At 66.8% G+C, this 446-nt stretch carries 1 protein-coding gene; it reads right to left on the bottom strand.

The genetic code is table 11. From position 1 onward, the window contains the following. The coding region (locus J5M67_RS28625) for an SIS domain-containing protein (RefSeq protein ID WP_207888699.1) at positions 1-446 on the bottom strand (446 nt) is incomplete at both ends.

The raw sequence follows: 446 nt of genomic DNA, 5'->3' as shown, positions 1-446 counted from the left end.
CCTGCATGTTCGACTTCAGCTTCTCGAGCAGCGTGTCGTTCGGCGCGACCGTCACGACCGGCATCGCCTCCGTCACGAGCGCGAGCGGCCCGTGCTTCAGTTCGCCCGCCGGGTACGCTTCCGCGTGGATGTACGAGATCTCCTTGAGCTTCAGCGCGCCTTCGAGCGAGATCGGATAGTGCAGCCCGCGGCCGAGGAACAGCGCGTTTTCCTTGCGCGCGAACTCGTCGGACCAAGCGATGATCTGCGGCTCGAGCGCGAGCACGCTGTTGAGCGCGGCGGGCAGGTGGCGCAGTTGCTTCAGGTAATCGGCTTCGCGAGCCGCATCGACGTGGCCGCGCAGCTTGCCGAGCGTCGCCGCGAGTACGAACAGCGCGACGAGCTGCGTCGTGAACGCCTTCGTCGACGCGACGCCGATCTCGGTGCCCGCGTGCGTGAGGAATTGC

Source organism: Pseudomonas sp. 30_B, assembly GCF_017491605.1.
GTDB lineage: Bacteria > Pseudomonadota > Gammaproteobacteria > Pseudomonadales > Pseudomonadaceae > Pseudomonas.
The sequence above is the reverse complement of the archived record's forward strand: the minus strand, read 5'-3'. Positions and strand labels throughout refer to the sequence as shown.